The sequence below is a fragment of the bacterium genome (assembly GCA_037143175.1).
GTDB lineage: Bacteria > Verrucomicrobiota > Kiritimatiellia > CAIKKV01 > CAITUY01 > JAABPW01.
In genome coordinates this window covers 121,033-136,843 of sequence record JBAWZF010000004.1, presented here as the reverse complement: position 1 = coordinate 136,843, position 15,811 = coordinate 121,033, and the positions used below count along the sequence as shown (strand labels likewise).

General features: G+C 64.1%; 9 protein-coding genes. All 9 read right to left on the bottom strand.

Going from position 1 to position 15,811, the window contains the following annotated elements:
* Window positions 1-104: 104 nt before the first annotated feature.
* The 9 genes from WCI03_03010 to WCI03_02970 all read right to left on the bottom strand — a co-directional run bounded on the left by WCI03_03010 (window position 105) and on the right by WCI03_02970 (window position 15,811).
* Complete coding sequence (locus WCI03_03010; GenBank protein ID MEI8138818.1) at window positions 105-1,205, bottom strand: hypothetical protein; 1,101 nt, start codon at window positions 1,203-1,205, stop codon at window positions 105-107.
* Window positions 1,202-2,746, bottom strand: a complete 1,545-nt coding sequence (locus tag WCI03_03005) for a DUF4159 domain-containing protein (GenBank protein ID MEI8138817.1) — start codon at window positions 2,744-2,746, stop codon at window positions 1,202-1,204. Before WCI03_03005 ends, WCI03_03010 begins: the two co-directional genes overlap by 4 nt.
* 66 nt (window positions 2,747-2,812) lie before the next feature.
* On the bottom strand, window positions 2,813-3,304 hold the full coding sequence (locus WCI03_03000; protein ID MEI8138816.1) for a hypothetical protein: 492 nt from the start codon (window positions 3,302-3,304) through the stop codon (window positions 2,813-2,815).
* A 21-nt stretch (window positions 3,305-3,325) separates the two neighbouring features.
* Entirely contained in the window at window positions 3,326-3,730 is a 405-nt protein-coding gene (locus WCI03_02995) for a biopolymer transporter ExbD (protein MEI8138815.1), read from the bottom strand.
* Window positions 3,727-4,146, bottom strand: a complete 420-nt coding sequence (locus WCI03_02990; GenBank protein MEI8138814.1) for a biopolymer transporter ExbD — start codon at window positions 4,144-4,146, stop codon at window positions 3,727-3,729. Before WCI03_02990 ends, WCI03_02995 begins: the two co-directional genes overlap by 4 nt.
* The gene (locus WCI03_02985; protein ID MEI8138813.1) at window positions 4,146-4,811 is read right to left on the bottom strand and encodes a MotA/TolQ/ExbB proton channel family protein; all 666 of its coding nucleotides are present in this window, start codon (window positions 4,809-4,811) and stop codon (window positions 4,146-4,148) included. The genes WCI03_02990 and WCI03_02985 overlap by 1 nt, the downstream gene beginning before the upstream one ends.
* 1 nt (window position 4,812) lies before the next feature.
* The gene (locus WCI03_02980; GenBank protein MEI8138812.1) at window positions 4,813-5,397 is read right to left on the bottom strand and encodes a hypothetical protein; all 585 of its coding nucleotides are present in this window, start codon (window positions 5,395-5,397) and stop codon (window positions 4,813-4,815) included.
* Between the two features lie 14 nt (window positions 5,398-5,411).
* Window positions 5,412-13,538, bottom strand: a complete 8,127-nt coding sequence (gene bamD, locus WCI03_02975; GenBank protein ID MEI8138811.1) for an outer membrane protein assembly factor BamD — start codon at window positions 13,536-13,538, stop codon at window positions 5,412-5,414.
* Window positions 13,535-15,811 (bottom strand): tetratricopeptide repeat protein, encoded by a 2,277-nt coding sequence (locus WCI03_02970; protein MEI8138810.1) that lies wholly within the window; start codon window positions 15,809-15,811, stop codon window positions 13,535-13,537. Before WCI03_02970 ends, bamD begins: the two co-directional genes overlap by 4 nt.

Here is a 15,811-nt window from a genome sequence, read left to right as displayed (position 1 = left end):
GGTGTTATTAAAGAACAGTTCGACTGCGGAGCAGTTGAACTGCTCTCTATAGGTTGAAATATGGTTCGACGGCACCTCGGTGGGCTTGCCGCGGCCAAGCGCCATCAAATGGATAAGAAATCGCTTTTTATGAACCGGATACCCGTGGCCACACAGGCCTTGGCGAGGCGATCCAGTAATGCGGGGTTGGCGCAGGAACCGGCGTCCCAGACGACATGCGGCAGGCCGCGGGCGCGGGCCCTTAGCTTCGCGCGCTCTTCAAGCTGCGGCACCAGCGCCGCCAGCAACGCCTCCGCACCGGCCGCAGGCACCACCATCTGATGGCGACTGAACCAGACACCGTCGAGCGCGAATTCCGGATCGGGGGGGGTGGTCGTTTCATCACCCCACCGCAGCAGCCGGCTCGGCCAACCGCTCCAGCGCCCCAGACTCAACCGCTCCAACGCCGGCGTTCCAGCCCCCAGCCGGTCGCCGAAATACAAAAAATAACGCCCCTGCCGGATAACCGTCTCCAGCCGGCTCTTCACCTGTTCATCGGTGACCTCGATCCAGGTCACACGCAGGGGGCCGGCGTCCAGGTGATCGAGGCCCCACCACCCTGCAATCGGCAGCGGCGCGTAAGCACGCTCCGGATCGTTGAACCGCTTGAGATAGTCCCGCAGCAACAACCCCAGCAGGACCAGCAGGACCAGGCGGCTCAGCATCCAGTTCGCCCGGTTCAGCCGGTTCGCCAGTTGATACTCCGGCAGCCGCAGGCTGACGACAGCGCCCGACTCGTCCTGATCGCCGGAGGCCCCGGAGGGTGCAAGATCCGGCGTGTCGGTTCGCGCCTTCCCGGCGTCACGTCTCTGCTTGCCGCCCTTGCGGTAGGCGGGTTCCACCGCGCCGGCGTCATCCTCGGCAAAACGGACCGTCACCTCGCCATCCGTCCGCGCCCGGGCCCGTTCCAGCGTGCCCTGAACCTGTTGCTGCGCCTCACGGGCCGCCCGGATTTCGTCAGATTGATCGAGCCGGAAGTTCGCCACCTTCGCCGCATGCCATGACGCCAGCGCGGCGCCAAGCACAGCCACGCCAAGCGCCAGAGCCATCCGGCGTTCCGGGCGCGCCCGGCGCCGCGCGCCGAGGGCCAGCCCGGCGGCCGCCAGCCACGCCGCCGCCGAAAGCAGGCCTGTCCATCCGAAGCAGGTCATCAGGGTTGTCGTCATTGCCGGTACTTCCTTGTCATTTCCAGATAATGGGTAAAGGCATAGTAGATGATATTCACCCCCATGTGGATGGCGCCCTCCGCCATGGCGGAGTCCATCCCCGAGTGCCCGGTTTTCCAGGCGTCATTGATATCGCCCGGATGGTAAAAGACCACCCACCGCCCCTTGTGCTTGATGCCCATCGCGCGGGTACCACCGTGATGCCAGAGCGGCGGCGCGCCGTTCGGAAAGGCATACGGTATCTGGAAGAGGGGATCGTCATCGGAGATCGTCACCAGGGACTCGCCGGGAAGCAACTGGCGCACGAACTGGCGGAAACTGTTATTCCACTGCGGACTCCCGCAGTCGGCAAAAAGCATGCCGCCATCCAGCAGGTACTCGCGCATCGCCGCGATCTCGCCTGCTGTCACATTGATGCCGGCATCGCCCGTCATGTAGACAAACGGCGGCGCGCCGCCCTTGGGATACTTGCGCAGCAAACTGATCGGATGGCTCTCGGGCGTTGTGGACACCTTGAATCCGGTAAGCTTATTAAAGGCGGACAGGAAGTTGAGATCGGCCCGGGTGGTCATGTCCATCCCGTCATCCCACCCGCGACCGCTGTATTCCATGCGGATGAAGCGGACCTTGGCGTTGTCCATCCCATCCGGCCAGCCGCCCTGCGTACCGCCCCCCGCCCCCATCTTACCGGCCTTGCCCGTCCCGGTGAGCCCCCGCATGGGGTCGGCCTTGTAGGTCAGTTGCGTATCGGCCTCCACCTGTCGCGCCGCCACGGACTCATCCAGGTCGGGGATATGGAAGGAGATTGCCGAGCGCGGATTGACAACGAATTTCCGTTTCTTGGCCTTCTTCTTGACAACCTTGGTGATCTTGACCACCGAGGCCAGGGTGGCGGGCGTACCGCTGCCCTTCGGCACGCGGTAAGGCTCCACACAACCGCGCATCGTCAACAGGCACGGAATGACCAGGATCACCAGCACGTGCAGCCCCAGGCTGCCCAGGAGGCTTTTGCGGAACAGCGGATCCCGCCCGTTGGACAGGATGTTCTCAACCACACGATCCCCCGTGGCGGGCCGCTCGTCGTGGATGCCCGTATAGAGTCCGATGACCTTCCTGCGCAGGGAGAGCAGGTGCAGCACGCCGGTCAGCAGGAGCCCCGTCCACACCGGCCACAGGAGATGCCAGCGCGTGAAGAACACCGTCACCGGGTTGACCCCGCTACCGTCCAGACTGATATTCGAGTCGAGCAGGAGCGTGGTGGCGCGGTTGATGAGCATGATGCACAGCAGCCCCACCACGTAGGTGGACAGGCAGCACTTGCGGTACAGCCATAGCACCCACCCGCGCAACACAAACATCACACAAAACGCGGTGGCAAGGAAAACCACCGCCGCGCCGCCGCAGGCCCGGGCAAACATCAGGACGGATCCCTGCAGGCCCGCCATCAGGAATGGGATCCTGAGCGCCGGATGCGCGGCCAGCAGGCGATCATACAGGTCGGGCATGACCAGGGCATAGTGGCCCAGGACCGCCGCCAGCACAGCCAGGGGGAATCCAAGGAGGATCGGCAGGTAACTCGGGGGTCTTATCCGCATGATAACAGGAACTTACCTCAGGTTTGTATCTTCCAGCGAAATGCCCAGTTCGGGCTTTTTGGGAATCTCGTTGGAGGACGCCGCCTCGGTGATGCGCTTGACCACCGTCGTATTGCGCCGCGCCTCCAGTTGGGCAGCCTCGCCTCCCCCGGACGCAGGCGTCACATTGGTGGTGGCCGAGGCAACGTTGGTGGCCGTGGCGGCGACCGCAGGAGCATTGGAGGCGGCGGGTGCGGGAGGAGGCTGGGGCTTCTCCCTGGCCTTCTCGGCCGCCAGGGCGGCAACCGCCGCTTCCTTGCGGACCTTTGCGCCTTCCGGGTCTATCCAGCGGTCGCGGATATACCCCACGGAGGTCACCCCGATCACCACCACGTGGATCGCCACAGCCACAGCGGCCCAGAACAGGATCCGGCCCCGGGTAAACACCACCAGCAACTGCTCCGGCGCCACGGCGTCAACCGCGGCGGCATCCACTCCATCCTTCATCGAATCTTCTGTCTGCATCGTCACTCTCCCGTTAAACTTCTATTGTTTTTCCCCGACCGCCAGGATCAGGCCCCCGGCCTGCACGATCGCGTCCAGCACGGGCTGGTACACCTCCCGCGAAACGGTCGCATCACACTTGAACATCACCGTCCGTGTCTTGTCTGTGGTCTTGTCCCGCAACAGGTCGGTCAGGGCGCTCTCCAGGACCGCCACACCGCCGGCCTCCCGCCCCTGCAGCGAAACATTTCCCTCCTGGTCAATGGACACGATGACCAGCGGCTCCTCGACCGTGACCAGGTCCGGTGCCTTGGGCGGCACGATCTTTCCCGTGGTGGCGGTGAGGAAGTTGCTGCAGGCCATGTAGAAAATAATCAGCAGGATCGCGATGTCCACCAGGTTGGCCGTCGGGATCACCGGCAGGTCGTGTTTCGGGCGGCGGATCATTTGCCTTCCTCCTCGGTCACGATCGCGACCATCCCGCCCGCGTTCTGCACCATCGCGAGGGTCTCGTAGTAGGTTTGGTACGGCACGCGCCCCTCGGCTGAGACGATCACCACCTTACCCTCGCCCTGCCGCTGGTCAAGCCGGAGGCCGGCGATGTACTGGCGCAGTTCGCCCATGCCCATGGACTGCGTGTCGTTGACGGTGATCTTGTCGTCGTGCAGCACAACCGTCGGCGTCTTGTCCTGGGTGTTCGCCTGGCCCTTGGTTCCCGACGGGATATCGGTAACGAACCCCGTCGTTTTCGTCAGCGTCGTCGTCATGATGAAAAAGATCAGCAGCAGGAACATCATGTCGGCCAGGGACGTGGTGGGGACCGCGTCCTGGTTGAGCTGGCGATACTGGAACTTCTTCCGCATCAATTACACTCCACCACCGTCACGTTTTCCTCGCGCATGGCCGCGGTCTGGACCAGGTCCGAGGCGGCCTCGCCGATCGCAAGGTTCACCTTGGCGACGCTGTTCATGAAGGAGTTGTAGGGAATGAGCGAGCACAAGGCCAGAACCAGGCCGCTGGCGGTGGCGACGAGGGCCTCGGAAATCCCCGCGCCCACCGCGCCGGCATCCAGCGAGCCGGCGCCGGACAGTGACCCGAACGAGCGGATCATACCGGTGACCGTTCCCGTCATGCCGAAGAGCGGCGCCACGTTGGCGATCGTGGCCAGCCAGTTGAGCCGGAGCTCCACCGCATGGAGCGCCTGGGGCGTGTAGTCGTCCATCGCCTTCTCCATCATCAGGCGCTGCATATCGCGCGACACGCCCATCACCTGGCAACGTTTATAGGTCTGGAGCCCCACCACCAGCACGGCGGCCACGGGGCTCGGCGTGCTGGAGCACAGCACCAGCGCCTCGTCCAGTCGGCCTTCCGCCACCAGGAGCCGGACCTTGGCCCTCAGCGTCCGGGTATCAATGCGCCCATTACGGGAAAAAGCCAGGGCCCGTTCAATCAGGACGGCCACCATCAACACGCTGCAAATCCCCAGTGGGATCATCATCCACCCGCCCATAATCAACCGTTCCAACATATCATTCTCTCCTTTCGTTTTGCGGCGTCAACGCGCCATAAATCTGAGCCAGAACCCGATTGCCCTCGGCAGGCGGCAACTGGACCCGGCCAACCCGGTACCCCCGGTCCGGCGCCAGCACCAGTTCCCCGGTCACGGCATTGTAAAGACTGGCATACAGATGCGGAAAAGCCACACGCTGCGCCAGCGGCCAGCGGCCTGCCGCCAGCAGGATCACCTCGCTCCGCGTCACCACCACCCACACCCGCCGCTCAATCAGCCACAACCCCACGGCGGTCCGCGTCGTGCTCTGCAGCACGGTCAGCACCTCCGCCCCGCCGCATACCTCCCCATAGAGGCGGCGTTCGGCGGGTGTCATGCGGGCACTTGCCCCGCTGATGGCCTCCTCGTCCGGTCCGGCCAGCGGCGTCGGCAGGCGCTCGGCGTGCAACAGGGGATGCCTGGGCTCCACGCCCGAATCCTTGAGCTGCCTCAGGAGGTCCTCGTTCTCACTGTCCAGCACCCGGATACGGTCCTCCGTCTGCGCCAGCTTCAGGCGCAAGTGCTCTACGGTTTGTTGCAACAGACGTTCAGCGACATGGCTCATGGCGGGTCACACTCCTATTTCTCGGCCTCGGTGTCCAGTTTCGACAGGGCGTCTTCCGACAGCCGGCCACGCGCATACTTGGCCCAGATGCCTTCCGGATAATCCCACGTGATTTTCTTGAACATCCGGTAGGCGTTCACCATGCTGTCCGGACTGCCCCCTGCCACGCCAGCGGCCTTGACATAGGAGTCGCCGCACCAGTACATGGCCTCGGCGATGAGATCCGGGTCGACCTTCTTCGCGTCAATCACCTTCTTGAATACCTCGATGGCTTTGGGGAAGTCTTCGGCCCGCATGTAGCACTGGCCCGCCAGCACGCTCGACTTGCCTGCCAGTTTGTGGTCCGGGAACCGCTCCTGGAGACGGCCGAACACCTGGGCCGCCGTCTTATACATCTCGACCGACTCGATGTGGATGCGTTCGCGCGTCACCGCGTCGGTCGCGGCCGCCATCTTCTCCTGATACCCCTTGCCCTTGGTGAGGAAGTACTGACCGAGCCGCGCAATGGTTTCCGCCACCAGCTCGTTGTCCGGATAGCGGTACGAGAGCTTGACGTATTCCTCGCAGGCCTCGTCAATACGCCCCATCTTCTCGTAGGTCAGCGCCTTCTTGTACTGGGCCTTGGGCGCATAGGGGCTGTCCGGATGACTGGCCACGATATCCGTGAAGCGGCTGACCGCCTCGGAGAAGTAGCGCGATTTCTGGTCGGCGTCGCCGGTCTGCGCCGCAAACTCGAGCGCCAGGTCCGCGAGCAGGTAATCCGCCTGGGCGCGCGCCTCGGTGTTCGGATAGTCGCGAATCGCCTCCTCGAGGAGCTTCTTCCCCTGGGCGATCTCGCGCCGCGCCAGCTCCTCCTGGGCCAGCTCGCGATGCTTCTTGGCCATCTCGAAGTACGCCTCCGCCTGCGTGAACTGGGTCTGCACGGCAATGGACGGCTCCTTGAACCGCTTGGTGAAGGACATGACACGACCGTTATCACCCTTGAAAATCTGGATACGCCGGACCAGGGGCGCCGCCTGCGCCTCGGGCGCGCAGGACAGGTCAAGGGTGTCACCGTAGGTCGCACGCACCGTGCCGGACACATTGCTCGCGCCGGGATCGCCCGCGAAGAGCACCGGCACCACCCCCTTAAAGATCCCGGAATGGCCGAAGGTCTCGGTCAGTGCCAGCGTCTGGGTGTTCCCGGAGGCCGTCTTCAGGCCGACAGTAAGTTCATCCTTGCCGTCCTGGCGATCCGCACCGGGATTGATCACGCGCAGGTAGAGCGTCTCGCCCACGTGCAGGCTGGACAGACTCTCCTGGTAGCGGCGGTCCATCACGTCGAAGAAGGCGTCGGCCGTCACCGTCGCCGAGGACGTCATCCAGCGGTTCGAGCCCGCCGCATCCTTGTAGGAGTAGCCCATGAAGATCGTGTCGCCGCCGCGCACCGTCAGCGCCGGAACCTGGATCGTCTGCCCCACCGTGATCACGCGGCCATTGGCATCAAGACTCGAGATGTTGAGCGTCACCTCGTTCCAATCGGACTGGCCCCTGCCACGCCCGTCGCGGGTCCCGGAGGCGGATTCAGGAGCCTTGGCCCCTACCAGAGACGTGGCGGGAACGGAGCCCAGCTTGAGGGGAACGACAAACGTGAAGCGCCCTTCATCCAGGGCGTTGGCCCCCTGGGCCACCCCCGATAGCGCCACATTGCGATAGCCCGGCGGCGGCAGGACCGAGGGATTGACGCTCGGCGGAATTTCCACCCGGATCGTTCCGGGCACATTGACATCAAAGGTTCCTTCCGGCGCCTTGCCGTAGGCGGCCCGACCGGCGGCGGTCTGCACATAGAGCGTGGCCCGGCTCAGAGGCGACTGAGCCACCTCCGGATGTGTCAACTCGGCGATCAACGGGCAACCCAGGATCACACGGCTTTCAGCGTTGGTCGCCTCCTGCAGTCGCGCGGCCACGAGGGTCCGGATCACCGGAACAATCTCCTCCGTCTTCCGCGTCTTGTCCATCGCCTGCGTGAGCCGGGCGATCTCGTCCGCGGACAGCTCCCGCGACGAGTAATCATACACACGCAGCTCAGGCGGGGAAGCGCCGGACTGCTCCAGCCCGAACGTGCGGTCCCACGGAATGCCCGGATTGGTGTTCTCGATATCGCGGTAGGTCAGGGTCATGTCGTCCTCGGGACCCACATGAATCTCCGAGGGGCGCTGGGGCGTTCCACCAACCGGAAACACCCTGGCCAGGAAGATGCCCGAATGCGCCTCGGTCTCCAGGGCCTCCACCTCGCTGGTGGCGCTGGCGGCGCCCGCCCTCACGCGCAGCTTGACGACATCCTGCGCGTCGCTGACATCGCAATCCGAATCGCGGATAAACACGTTCACGGCATCACCCGGCTTGAAGCGCCGCATCGGGATATAACGCGCCTTGCGGTTCCCCTCCCCGTCCACCTCGGACTCAATGAAGCAGGCACTGAGCGTGGCGTTATGGAACGTCACTTTCATGAACGCCTCACTGAACTGGCGTTCCTTGCTGATGAAGTGGGGATCCTCGTAGGTCACGGTGATCCGGTCGCCGGGCACGATCTCCAACGTGTTGTTCTCGCGCAACCGCATGACATCCTGGGCGGTCGGCAGCAGTTTTGTCCCGTCGGCGCCGGCCAGGTGGAGTTTCCGGATGGTGGGAGCATCGCCCTCGAAGTCCAGCAGCCAGAGCCGGATCACACGGGCCATCGTATTCGAGGGGAAGGTGATGGCGAACGTGCCATTGTCGGCGCTATTCGTGATAGTCGCGGGGGTGAAGGCAATGGCCTGGGACTCCTTGTAGATATCCGCCGTCATCCACTTGGGGTCTGTCACGAACATCTCGGCGGTTGCCGGAACCAGTTCCGGCTTGCCGGCGACATCCGTCTCCAGCCGCAGGCTGATGCCGCGCCGCCGCATGGCCGAGAAGTAGACATCCACCCAATGCATCCCTGCGCCAAGGGAGCGGGACACCTCGCGGGGCTGGGGACCGGCTTCGCCATCCAGCATGACAAAGGTATTCTCCGGCGCTGCCCCGCCATCAGCCGAGGCCAGGCGGAACGTCCGCCGTGTGCGCGCCTTCAGGAGGAAGGCGATCTTGACGTGGCCCACATACCAGCTCGTAGGGCCATCCATGGGGATTTGAAGGCGGTCGGCCAACCCGTTGACCGTGCCCGTCCATTTCAGAGTGAGGGGCGGCGGCGTGACGACGGCTTTTTCCAATCCCGCGGCAAGCGCCCCCACCTCAAGATAGTCACGACACTCCCGGAGCGTCACCGGACCGCGTCCCTGCCCGGCATAGCGCGCCACTTCGAGCATGCCAGCCCCCTGCCATGGCGGCAGGTTGGTCGGCCACATGCCCAGCGACACGAAATCCGCGCCGTTGGGCGACGCTTGTACCAGGAACTGGCGCAGTTTCCGGCCGGGCACATCCGCCACAAGCTTAAGGGGGCCGAGAACGACGCTGGCGTTGAGATCCACGCTGAACACCTTGGGACGCCGGTTATCGGCCAACGCCATCCAGGGAGGATACTCCGCCCCGGTGATGGCGTAATTGGGATCCCGGCCCTCGGCCGAATCCGTGGCCAGTGCCGTGGCTTGCGCCGAGGTCGTGGGGATCCGTCCCTCGAACACGCCGGAATAGGGGGCGGTTTCCTTCAGGACAACGCCGGCGATCTGATCACCGCTGGACGCCGCGACCTTGATGCGAATCGAATTCGTTCCGGGCGTGGTACTCTCGTCGGGATCCACCACCCTGACCGTGATCGGATTACCGGGCTTGATCTCGTCATCGGCACGCAGGGTACTCAGAGCCACCGTGTTCTCAACCTTCTCCTGGGCCTCCAGGCGCTGCCGGATGAGTGCCTCCAATTGCCGCTGCTCCCGTTCCTCGCGGGACAGGATCGCGCCCGACGACACATACAGTTCGGCGTCCGAAACGACCCTGATGTTGACCGGGGCCGCGCCTGAGATCTTGTTTGCCTTCTTGAACACGTCGGAGTAGTCGAAATGCACCACATCCCCCCCGAGCACCTGCAGGGTCCGGTCCCCCTTGCGGGTCTGGGCCAGCGCCGTGGGAATCTGTCCCTCGAACTTGGTCTTCGAGTCGCCGAAGGGCAGAAGCGTAAAGATCTCCTCATCGCCCGAATCCACCCAGACACGGACCTCGATGCTGGCCGCCTGCCCCACCAGGCCCAGGTTGCGATCCTCGAGGCTGATCTTGAGCGGCCGGCCCGGCGTCAGGGTTTCCTGGTTGGCGGCCATGCCCACCCGCACATCCGTGGCTTCCACCAGCTTTTTCATCTTGAGGTAGAGCTTACCGCCCAGAATGCGGGCATTGGCATGCGACGGAAGTGCGGCAAGCGTCTTCTCGACACAGGCGCGCGCCTCCGGGTATTCCTCCTGGTCGAACTTGACCAGCGCCAACTGGTAGTTGGCCTCGGCCTGTATGGCCAGATCGCGACGTCGCAGCATTGCCTCCAGCCGCTCGATGGCCTTATCGTAGTGCCGGGTCAGGCGGTCAATCCCGGCAATCTTGAACTCGGCGTCGCACCGCGCGGCCGTGCCCTCGAATTCCTTGGCCGACGCCACCTGCTCGTAAATGGCGCGGGCCCGGGGATATTCCTGCCGCGCGAAAGAAATCTGGGCATAGGCCAGCAACAGCCGCCCCCGGGTTTCCGGGTCGAAGCTCTGAGGCGACTGGTCAACCCACTGGATCAGCAGGCGCGCCATGGTCTCCGCCTCCGTATAGTTGCCTACATCCGTATATCGCCCAAGCACCCAGAGGCTGAATTCCGGATCCAGTTCCCGGTAGATATCGCCATACAGCGCACGGGAATTGAGGCAGGCCTGCCAGGCCTCCTCGTACTTGCCAACCTGAAAGTCCGCCTGCGCCTTGAACAGCGGAAACCGGCGGTCCGACCGCTCCAACGAGACCACGGCCAGCATGCCTGAAACTGCCTTCGATTTAAGGGCCAGGAGCGCGTTGCGCTGTTCGTCCTTCAGTTTGGATCCCATGACCTCCAGCCCGCAGGACGCGATCGCCGCCGCGAGGTCCGTCGCGTTCGTCCCCGCCGCCGCGTTGGCCAGCGTAATCAGTTGGTTGCGCGGGGCTTCGTTGTACACCGCCATACGGGCCATCCCCCAGAGATCGGGAATCAGGGCCAGCAAATCCGCCGTCCGCTTCCGGGCCAGCAAGCCCCTGCTAATCAGAGTCGTGACCTCATCAGTTTCATAGAGAGTCCACTTCGGCGCCAATCGAACCAGGGCAACCAGGGCATCAAGCTCGCTGTCGGTGAGCTTATCCGGAGCCGCCACCACGGAGCTTAGTGACGGCTGCCCGGGCCGCGAGGGCTGGACGGGCTCCAGGGCCCTTGCCGCACTCCACGTGGCGAGCCCCCCGAAAAACTTCTTTCGGCCATCGGGATCATCGGCAGCCAGGGTTGTACCGAGACGCATCGCGCCGTTGGCATAGTTGTCGAAGCGCGTCTTGCCGCCATACGACTCGATCCGCGTCAGCAGGGCGTCGCGCTCGGCCGCGGGCAGGCCCATCGGGCGTCCCTGCAGATCCCAGAACCATTCCCGGTTATACACCACAGCCCCGCCGTCATACCCGAACGGCAGGCGCTCATAGGTCTGAAAAAGCTCCGCCGTCACACGCATCACGGCCCCGCTCTTATCCTGGCCGCCATAATCGTAATAACGCCGGTCCAAGAACCGGGTTTGCCGCGCTTCCTCGACCAAAGCGGTATCGAAGGCGGACTCAACAGGGTACTTGTCCTTCAGCGTGGGGAAATCGTCGCGGACCCAAGCCATGAGCTTCACCACGCGCCCCGGCCCTGGCACCAGGTCCTTGCGGGTGATGAGCGCCTCCATCAGATCCGTGTCACCGCCAAGTTCCTGCCAGCCTGACGTCTTACGCGTATTGCGGAACCATTCGAACACTATCGCGGAAAACTGGTTGCGAGCCAGGCCATCGCGAAGAGCCTTGGCGTAAACCGCATTCACCTTGAGGACGCTGGCCTTGTTCTGCGTCCCGCTCCACCACGACTGGCGGCCCTCGTAGAGTCTCTCAACCACCATGCTGGCGAGGGCATTGCCGCTTTCGGGCGTCCCCCGCGCGAGCTGGTCGGTCAGGACCTCGCACTGGAAATCAAGGGTGTCGAACACCGTCAGCCGGTTCTGGATGAGGAACAGCAGCGCAGCGCGACCAAAAGGCGTCTTGCGTTCAGGGTAGTCACGCAGCAGCGGATAGGCGGCGCGGGCCGCCGCGAGGAACTCCGTCTGGTTCTTCTCGCGCAGGGCGACTTGGGCGCGGGCCAGGTTCCGGCACAAGTCGTTCGGCGCTTTGGTCAAGTCGGTGACAGCGGGATCCATGACCTGTTTGAAGGCCGCTTCCAACAGCGCCAACTGGGGTACGGCGGCCGCCGCCTGGGGAATGTTCGTGTTGCTCTGCTGCGACCGGATCGTCTGCGCGAATGAGGTGTACCCCTGGAACGCGCCCTCAAAGACCGACTTGCGCTCCGCGGCCGTGAAGGGAATCCAGTCCAACTGATGCATGATCGCAGGCATGAAAGACCGGTCATAGCCATTCGTGGTGGTGTAGCCCCAGGCGGCGTCAATGAATGCCCGGGCTGAGTCGGCACGGAACAGGAACACCGGGGTCTTGGACAGGACCTCGGAGCCAAAACGAGCGTAGTTCTGGTAGTAATACTCGGAGGCAGGAAGTCGCCCAGCCTCCCGAGGGGTCTGACTGTAGATCGACCAGACACTCGACATGTAACTCATCGCCTCATCAAACGTCGTATTGAACCAGGAGTCACGCACCAGACTTTGCCAGCAGCCGTAAAGATCATCATGCGAGCCCAGGGCCGTGATGATGGCGGCGACTCCACTGGGGACTCCCTGCGCGGCGGGGGCCAGCGCCTTGTGCACCGCCGCATTGGTGGAGGTGTAGGGTAGCGACAGCAACGCGGCGGCGACGGCCGACTTCCGGAAATAGTCGGGCGACGCCGTCAGGACCTGGGCCCCGAGTTCCTCCGTAAGGAACCTGCCCGGCCACCAGCCGGCGTTAAATGCCTCCGTGGTCACCCCCAGCATCCGATCCCGTTCACGGTCGTTCAATTTACCGAAGGCGTAGGCGTAGATCGCGGCCTTCTGGGGGAAACAGCGCCGATAGACGGTGTCGTCGAATCCGGCAAATCCGCCGGCGAAGGTGCGGGCGATCTCGTGGACGGTATCGGCGCTGGGCGCGGCGTCTATGTAGGTGCGGGCCGCCGCTGCGACGGGTTCGAAGGACTGGGCCAGTGCGGCCTCGTTCGTCGTCGCCGGGCCCATCACGAACGCCAGGTGGGACGTCCGGAAGGCGAACCGTTTGGCCATCACGTTGTTCTCGCGGATCAGGCCGCTGATCCGGCGGCAATCCTCAACCGCAGCGGCCAGTTCCGGGCGGGCGGCGGCAATGTCACGCGTCAACCACTCCAGGATATCCCAGTAGTAAGTGCGCTCCATTTCGAGCGGCATCCCATCGGCCATGAGGGCGGCCAGCCGGTGCGCCACGGCGACGGTATCGCCACGCAGCTTTGCCTGGTCCAGGTACCAGCGATCATAGTGCTTGAGCGCCGGGGTCGCACGGGCCGCCCCATCCATCTCCTTCATCAGCCGGAAGGCGTCGTCATCGGCGCCAAGGCTGTCCACCAGCAACCGGAAGAGACGCAGGGTCGCGTCGGCAGTGGCGGCGCCGGCCGGCGGTGCCTTGAGGAATTGCTTGTAGCGGGCCACAGCGGTGCGAAGGTCCCCTGCCCGTTCCGCCGTCTCGGCGGCGGGCAGCAGCAACTCCGCCGGCACGTCGCGGCGCTGCGCGAGGTAGCTCTTGAGCACGGCGGCGGCGGCCTGGGGCCGGGCCGTCTCGCGGCCGAGCGTCATGATCTGGAGCAGGGTCGCGGACGGGGCCGCGCCGGGATCACGCTGCACGCCCTCGATCAGGCGCGTCATCTCGGCGATCTTCGGATCCGGCGCGTTGGTGGCGGCCTGCTGGGCGTTGGCCAGCGGAGCGATCAACGCCACCACGCCAAGAACAAGAAGCGGTTTGATCAGGCGACCATGAAAAACACGAAGGGGTTTGGAATTAATCATTGTGCTTTACCTTCCGCGGGCGTGCCGGCATTAGATTTCAGTTTGGCCTCGATCTTCGGCAGGATCTGTTTCGCCTTGTCGGCGTACGGACTGCCGGGATACTCGAAGAGCAGTTGGGCACACTTGTCGCGCGCCTTGGCGTAGTCGCCGGAACCATAGGCGACCAGCACCCATTTAAGCAGCATCGCGTCCAGGAAGGAGGCGTCGGGGTGATCCTGGAAAATCTGGGAGAGCAACTCACCGGCCTGGGCGAAATCGCGCATCTCAACGTGGTAGTCCACCAGCTTGGCCAGCGACTGCCCCGCGAACTCGCTGTCGGGGTAGCGCTCGGCACAGAGCTTGTACTGCTGCACGGCCGTCTCACGCCCGGCCTCGCGACCGCCTTCGCGACTGGCCAGTTCCGCCTCCGTGGCTTCAGCAATGCGGAACTGCGCCTCGGCCTTCGCCTGCGACTTGGGCAGCGTCAGAATCTGCCGCAGAACCGCGATGGCGGCGGAATACTGTTTGTTGTCAAGCCGGATGCGCGCAATGCCCATCAGCGCCTCGTCCACCAGCGGTGAATCGGGATAGAGCTTGTTGAAGAGACTGCACACGGCGATGGCACTCTCGTAGTCATCGGAGGCAATATGCAGTTCCCATTTGGTCTTGAAGGCCTGCTGTTTGAGGTCGCTGGGAATGGGACTGGAGGTACGGATGATGAAATCCACGCGTTCCAGACCATCCGCCGCCTTCTGCCTGGCGCCCTTGAGGAGCCCCATGCTCTTGAAGATGCGGGCCAGTTCAAGGTAGGCCGATGCCTCGACAAGGTTCTTGCGCGCCTTGATGACCGGGTCGGCCACCACGTCCTGCGAGGCGCGTGGCCGGGTATCAATCTCTCCCACCACCCGGATGGTGGCGGTCACCGGCACGGGCGTGTCGCCGGCCAGGCTCCGCTCGTCCGTATAGGTCATGACCACCTCGTCGTCCACCGCACAGGTCAGCACCTCATCCGCAGGGTTCGCGGCCTGGCCCGGCTGGGGAGCGCGCAACATGACCCGGTCCGTGAAGCGGCCGGTACGCACCGGGGCCTGCCCAGCCTCGGTCAACTTGACTGTGATCTCATCGCGAACGCGGTACTTTTTGGCGGGATCGTCATCCAGCAGCTTCTTCAGATCCACCGCGCTCGTCGACTCGTTCTCGTCGCTCTCCTCCTTGTAGCGGGAAACCAGATGCACGGTGGCGCTGTCCGCCCCGTCACTGGTATCGAGATCAGCATCAAAGAGCGACAGGAACAGCGGCTGATCGAGAAATGCTGCCGCCGCCTGCGAGTCGTAATCCCCGAGCGTGAACGAGGCGACACCCGACGAAACCACCCGGGCTTTGGACTCGCGCGGCACGTTGACCGAGCCATCCTCGGCATTGGCGTCGGGATAGCGCACGGTGATAGTGTCACCGCCCCGCACCTGCAGCACGCGGTCGTCCGGCCTGGGCATCCCGACCTCGGTGGCGATCGAACCGATGAGGGTATCCCCCTCGGACCCCAGGGGGATGCACTCGATCTTCTCGCGATCACCGGCCGTGGTGGTCAGGTCCACGAACGTCTGTTTGCCCAGTTTGCCGAGCACCGCGAGATCCTTGTCGGCCACCTTGACATAGAACCGGCGGCTGGCTTCCACCCGGTCGGCCTCGCCCGCCGCCGTGTCGACCAGGGTCCCCACCAGATTGAGCGACTCGATGGCCTTGCTCCAGTTCTGCTGCACGAAGTGGCACATGCCGATGTAGTAGTAGGCCTGGTTGGCCCAGACCGTGTTGGGGTAGTTGGACACGATCTTGCGCAGGGTGGTGAAGGCCGCCCCGTGGTTGCGGGACTGGAAGTAGGCCGTCCCCATCAGGTAGAGCCCTTCCAGGTACAGGTCGCGGTCGGCAGGCTGCACTTCGCCCGCGGCATTCTCGAGTTCCTTCAGGTTGGAGAGGACGGCGACCGCCTTGAGGTAATCGCGGGTGCCGGAATAGTAACGACCCATGGCCAGGTAGGCGGGAAAGCGCACCTGGCTGGCCGGATACTGCTCCACGACGGTCTCAAGCATCTTGACGCCGCGCTCGCTTTCACCGCCAGCCAGCAATTCATTGGCCTTGTCCAACAGACGGCTCGCCTCGAAATCGCCGCCGCCGGCCTCGGCCTGACCCTTCGCCTGCCGGGCTGCCGACGCCGGCAAGGCCGTGGCGATGATGGCCAGGACCGTTACGCTACAAACAACAAGATTTGAAATCTGACATTTGAAATCTGAAATCAT

Coding starts and splice junctions, on each gene's coding strand:
- WCI03_03010 (MEI8138818.1), bottom strand. CDS start 1,205: ATGACGACAACCCTGATGACCTGCTTCGGATGGACAGGCCTGCTTTCG.
- WCI03_03000 (MEI8138816.1), bottom strand. CDS start 3,304: ATGCAGACAGAAGATTCGATGAAGGATGGAGTGGATGCCGCCGCGGTT.
- WCI03_02995 (MEI8138815.1), bottom strand. CDS start 3,730: ATGATCCGCCGCCCGAAACACGACCTGCCGGTGATCCCGACGGCCAAC.
- WCI03_02990 (MEI8138814.1), bottom strand. CDS start 4,146: ATGCGGAAGAAGTTCCAGTATCGCCAGCTCAACCAGGACGCGGTCCCC.
- WCI03_02985 (MEI8138813.1), bottom strand. CDS start 4,811: ATGTTGGAACGGTTGATTATGGGCGGGTGGATGATGATCCCACTGGGG.
- WCI03_02980 (MEI8138812.1), bottom strand. CDS start 5,397: ATGAGCCATGTCGCTGAACGTCTGTTGCAACAAACCGTAGAGCACTTG.
- bamD (MEI8138811.1), bottom strand. CDS start 13,538: ATGATTAATTCCAAACCCCTTCGTGTTTTTCATGGTCGCCTGATCAAA.
- WCI03_02970 (MEI8138810.1), bottom strand. CDS start 15,811: ATGATTTCAGATTTCAAATGTCAGATTTCAAATCTTGTTGTTTGTAGC.